This is a genomic window from Oleiphilus sp. HI0067, assembly GCF_001635735.1.
Genome location: NZ_LWFI01000088.1, coordinates 1 through 826, shown reverse-complemented (window position 1 = coordinate 826; position 826 = coordinate 1). Strand labels below are relative to the sequence as shown.

Here is an 826-nt window from a genome sequence, read left to right as displayed (position 1 = left end):
CGGTAACAGCAATAATGTTTGCGCCGAGGCGTTTTTTAACCTCAAGAGTGAGTGCTTGCTTACCATTTACTCTGGCGAAACCGTTAGGGTCTTTGAAGGTTCTTTTGATGCTTGCGACATCGCGGAATGGCACAACGGTGCCGGCTTCAACTTTAATGGGCATCGACATTATGTCATCGAGATCTTCGATGACGCCCGAGACTTTCATTACTTGGCGTCCAGCACCATTATCAATGGCGCCTGCCGCGACAAGACGATTATTTCGAGAAACAACGTTCAGCACGCTTTCAAAATCGATACTGTAAGTTTCAAGAATGAGGGGGTCGACAATAACTTCTAGCAATTCTTCGCGCTCACCGGCGATATCGACTTCTAACACACCACCTAAGGCTTCAATGTCGTCACGCAAGTCACGGGCAATTGCAAGCAAGTTTCGTTCGGGTAACGCGCCCCCTAAACTAATGCTCATGACGGGGAAGAGTGCGACGTTAATTTCGTTTACTGTCGGCTCATCACTACCTTCGGGGAGCTTAGATTTAGCTCGATCGACCTTTTCTCGCACATCATCTAGTGCTGCATCGCCATCAAATCCAGCATCGAACTCTAGCGTGACAGAAGCGTGTCCTTCGCCAGCGATAGAGGTCATTTCTTTTACGCCCTCTATTGATTTGAGCTCTTTCTCCATCGGACGCACGAGCAATCGCTCTGCATCTTCGGGAGAAATGCCTTCATAGGTCATGGATACGTAGATCCATGGAATAGGGATATCTGGCTCAGACTCTTTAGGTATTGAGTTGTAAGAGGCGATACCTGCGATGAGCAGGAA

General features: G+C 48.3%; 1 protein-coding gene. It reads right to left on the bottom strand.

What is annotated here, in order from left to right; genetic code table 11:
* The coding region (locus A3739_RS01320) for an efflux RND transporter permease subunit (protein ID WP_197471937.1) at positions 1 to 826 on the bottom strand (826 nt) is incomplete at both ends.